Origin of the sequence: Pseudovibrio sp. POLY-S9 (assembly GCF_001431305.1) — a bacterium.
In the GTDB taxonomy this organism is placed as follows: domain Bacteria; phylum Pseudomonadota; class Alphaproteobacteria; order Rhizobiales; family Stappiaceae; genus Pseudovibrio.
Window position 1 is genome coordinate 1 of the sequence record NZ_LCWX01000263.1, and the last position, 4,946, is coordinate 4,946.

Annotated in this window: 2 protein-coding genes and 1 pseudogene; all 3 read right to left on the reverse strand. The window is 50.2% G+C overall.

Annotated features, from left to right (window positions below):
- A pseudogene (locus PPL9_RS30190) lies at positions 1-2,337 on the reverse strand (hypothetical protein); the annotation flags it as partial.
- Positions 2,338-3,138: 801 nt separating this feature from the next.
- Positions 3,139-3,678: a hypothetical protein gene (locus tag PPL9_RS30195; protein WP_057466193.1), complete on the reverse strand. Its 540-nt coding sequence runs from the start codon at positions 3,676-3,678 to the stop codon at positions 3,139-3,141.
- 256 nt (positions 3,679-3,934) lie between these two features.
- The coding region (locus tag PPL9_RS30200; RefSeq protein ID WP_208989731.1) for an ABC transporter substrate binding protein at positions 3,935-4,946 on the reverse strand (1,012 nt) is incomplete at its 5' end.

The window sequence follows — 4,946 nt, forward strand, 5'->3', positions numbered from 1 at the left end:
GCTGTCCACGCCCGCCGTTCCGGATGGAGAGCCGAGTTCAAAGTCGAGGACTGAGGCAGCTGTCAGACTGAGGTTGCCGCCGACTGTGAGCATACCAGGGCTATTGCCTGCAGCAATCGTTCCGCTTGTGACTGTTGCCGAACCGTTGATCGTGCCTGAGCCGCCCAGGGTGCCGCCATTGATTGTCACATTACCGATGGTGCCATTAACAACCAGCTTGCCACCAGAAACAATGGTGTCTCCGGTGTTGGTGTTCGTCCCTGTCAGGATCGTAGTGCCGGAAAGCTGATTGACACCGCCAGCCCCGCTGATCTCTGCGGAAAAGGTGTAGTCACTATCCGTGTGGTTGAAGTTGATCACCCCGGTGCCATCTCCGAACTCAATCGCTGGAGCATCAAGCATACCGGCTACAGCAGCCGTTTCACCACTGTCCGCACCGATATTCAAAACGCCAGAACCCGTTGAATTAGAACCCAGCCGCATCACCCCAGACACACTCACGGTTGCATCCTCGGAAATCGTCAGAGTGCCATCGCCATGTTCGCCGACAAATAGACTGCCCAAGTTGTCCCAGGTTGACCCGGTACCGGTCACTTGAACACTGCCGGTTGCGCCGCTGTTGAGGCCGATGTGGCCTTCTGCGTTACTCACTACACCGCTATCAGATACGGTCAGAGTGCCATCGCCGGCGTTACCGACAATTAGATTGTTCGAGTTGTCCCAGGTTGATCCGGTGCCAATCACTTCAACACTACCGGTTGAGTTGGCGAAATTACCGACATAACCGAACGTGTTACTCACCGCACCGCCATCGGACACCGTCAAACTACCAACGCCATGGTTGCCGACATACAGATTGCCCGAATTAACCCAGGTTGATCCAGTGCCGGTTACTTCAACAGTGCTAGTTGAACTGCTGTGGCGGCCAATATCGCCGATCGCGTTACTTACCACGCCACCATCAGATATCGTCAGAGTGCCATCGCCGTAGTCACCGACAAACAGCCGGCCCGAATTGACCCAGGTTGACCCAGTGCCGATCACTTCAACACTGCCGGTTGAACCGTTGCCATAACCGATGTGGCCGGTCAAGCCACCCTGTGCCCCACTCACGGACAGAGTGCCGCCGTTGATATATGTTGTTCCAGTAAAGTTTGCGTTGTTACCGCTCAGTTCCGTCCAGCCGGACTCGTGCACAATCGAATGTATTCCGGTGCCGGTGCTGGAAAGGTCAGCGTCGAACTGATAGACACCAATTTCACCCGTGTGGTTGAAAACCAGCGTTGCGGTTCCGTCTCCGAACTCAACCGTGGATGCATCAAGCGTACCGGCCGTATCACCGCTTCCCGCCCCGATGTTCAAAATGCCAGAACCCGTTGAATTAGAACCCAGCCGGGTCACCCCGGACACACTCACTGTTGCATCGTTGGAAATCGTCAGAGTACCATCGCCATCGCGGCCGACATATAGATTCTCTGAATTGTCCCAGGTTGACGCGGTGCCGGTCACCTCAACAATGCCGGTTGAGTCTTTGTAACGGCCGATAAAGCCGGATATATTACTCACCGTGCCGCCATCAGACACCGTCAGAGAGCCCCCCCCATCGCGGCCGACACTCAGATTGCCCGAATTGCCCCAAGTTGACCCGGTGCCGGTCACCTCAACAACGCTGGTTGAGCCTTTGTAACGGCCAACATAGCCGTAGTTACTATTCACCTTACCGCCATCGGATACCGTCAGAGTGCCATTGCCAGATCCTCCGACAGCTAGAATGCCTGAATTGACCCAGATTGATCCGGTACCGGTCACTTCAACACTGCCGGTTGAACCTTTGCTATAACCGATGTGGCCGTACCAATTACTCACCATGCCGCCATCGGACACCGTCAGAGTGCCGTTACCAAAGTCACCGATACTCAGATCCACTGAATTATCCCAGGTTGACCCGATGCCGGTCACCTCAACGGCGCCGATTGATCCTCTGTTATCTCCGATATAGCCGTAGTTACTATTCACCACGCCGCCATCGGATACCGTCAGAGTTCCTTCGCCGCTGTAGCCTACCCTCAGATTTTTTGCCCTTGCAGTTCCGTTGGTGGTTTTATCCGTTACATTGGTCGGATTGGGTGCTGTGGTATCGATGTAAACACTTCGTGCCCCATTCGGGATGATATCCCCAGACCAGTTATCCTCAGCAAACCAGTCGGTCGAGTGGTTACCTTCCCAAGTCTGCCCAAAGGCGTCGGTTGCGACGGACAACATCAAAGGTCCTGATACAATTAGCCCTGCTGCAAGATAGGGCGCTCGACTTGCTGTAGTGCCGGCCACTTTGGTCATGCGCCCACCGCACCGCAGATGGTCCAAAAAGTGCTCAAAACATGCTTTTGAAGGGGGCGTAGTCATATGGCTATCGGAACTCTTGGTTCAAAATCTTTGATGTACCCATCTCACTTCAAAACCTGATCGTTTTGACGTGAAATGGTGCGGAATTTGTCGGTGCCTGTTCAGGAACACTCGTCAGTTTTGGGTATGGCTTCCCGAAATGAGCAAAATGGTACCTGCGAAGTGCTTCCGGTTCGGATGAACACTTTTTATGGGCAACGCACTCATGCGTAACGGTCGCTGCCACTCATTCGGATTGAAGCGGCGGAGAGCAAAAATGGGCAATTGGATCAGATAAAAAGGTGGCTTTTTGCTATTTATTGCGGCTCATTTCGTCAGGCTCAAACCATCTTTGCCAAGCCTTACAACTTCTTCATGGGTTGAAAATACCTAGATCCCTGAACCTTCACAACAGAAAGAAATTGAGGGCATTATTGCTATTAGCTATGAAGAAGAGGATGATGAATGCGGTCTCTTTTACGAGATGCATCAATGGCAAAAAATATAGAGTAAATCTTGGATATAAGACTGCACCAGCCGCATAACATGCTAGAGGTGGCGATGGTTGTCATCAACCCTAAGTGAGTGGATCAGCGTTTTGAGCGGGCGTGAGCAATTGGCAAAATGCAAGGGTCGCCAGCAACATTGCTTGGAAATCAATCGGAGACATGATGTTTTCGAATGGACTAACAATTGCCCTTCATTGAATGACGCTTGATAGAGTTTCCGGTGTAGCTTTATTGCGGAGTTCCACATCTAAGTATTTGGGTCCTCTAGAATAATGTGGGACAGTTCTCTGTTCACAAAGTGAATGTAATTTGCGGCCCAGGTCAGGCCGTAGACTGTTGTGGCATAGCCAAGCGCATAGGCCAGTGCAGTGTGCAATCCTGCTAGAAAATATACGCTATCCGCACGCTCCCAACTAGCCAAAGTAAGTCCTAAATAGCTGCTAAGTCCTTCATTTACTGCCAATCTCACTCCGCCAACGAGAGGTAAAACAACAAGAAGAGCAAATAGCACTGTGATTGATAGGCGTAAAAACCAATGGTGCGATTTGTTGAGAAGTCTGCGCTTGTCTACAAAGTAAAGTAGGATGAGCTTTCCAAGAACGGCAATCAAGAGTCCCATACCCACAAATGCATGGAAGCGCGTGTAGCCAGTCGCATCGATCTCCGCTGTTTTATGTTCGAGAACCCCAATTCCGAGCAGAAATTGCAAAGCACTCAAAGCTAGAATTGCCCAGGTAAAGATCTGAGATAGTTTCCTGATTTGAGTATTGTAACCTGAAAACTGCATTGCTTACCCTTCTTCTAGTATCCAACTTCTCAGCATTTTCATTTGCGGAAATTGTTAGGCCTTGGACTTTCACGACAGAAAGAAATTGAAGGACTTATTGCTATTAGCTATGAAGCGGAGGAGGGTGAATGCGAGCTCTGTTGCACAATACTTCAGTGGCGAAATCCAGCACAAAGCGCGGGTATTACACCGCGGAGATGATCAAGTTAACTTGCAGCCTGTCATGGCCATGAGTGCCGATGAGAAAATACAGTTGTCATTTAACAATCTTTGCGATGCTGATGATCGATAAGGGAGGGTAAAGACTAAGTCGTTTTGCGGCTTGCATGTTTACGAGTACTGAAAATCGTTCGAGAGCCCTGATTGATAGTGCTCCAGGTGACTTTGCTTTGAATAAAATTTCGTAGGCCTGAGAAGCTGCTAATTTGCCTACGTTTTTGTAGCTGTTAGAAACAGACATAAGGGCCAAGCCATCGCGAACCATTTGTTCATATGCACTAAAAACCGGCAGGTTCTCTGATATTGCAGCTTCTGTGTAACTTTGCCGGTTTTCGAGATTAAAAGAGCTGGATCCAACATATAACGCGTCTGCGCCCAGGGCTTTTGCCTCGACAATCTTGAGCGGAATTTCTGCTGGATCTGCCCGTTCGTCCGCGCCAAGACTATATTCAAGAGAAATGACCTCAAAACCCAATTGATCTGAAAGTGCCGCCAACTTTTGAGTGTTCTGGTGAGAGTTAACTGCGTTCGGCTCGTTAATAACCGCGAGATGCTTTATGGGTTGGTACTCAAAAATGTGTTTGAGCTGTACAGTCTCATTCACACGATTATGCACGCCAGTTACCAAGGGTCGCCCTGAGGTTTCATGGTCTACGATAATGCCTGCACGAACCGGATCTGCGACAATCATAAAAAGGGATGGGATGTCACCCAAACCTGAGCCTATACCGTAATCTGCAATCGTGCCAATGAGAGAACGCGTGACTGAAGCCCCCCAGGTGACAACAAGATCGGGTCTCTCTTTGAGGAGCAGTTGCTTCACTTCCGGCAAGAGGCTTTTGTCTTTCGCCACATCAGTGACGATCACGTTTACAGGAAGCTTTCTGCTTTTGAAAAAATGAGTGAAGCTTTTACAAGCCTCTTCACAGCCACGCCAAACAACCATGTGCACCTGATAAGCGTCCGTGTCGTCCTCTCTGGCTCTTGTAGCCCCCGCCATTAAAATAAGGGCAACTATGATGAGCATCACTTTAGGCATGAGCTTGCAC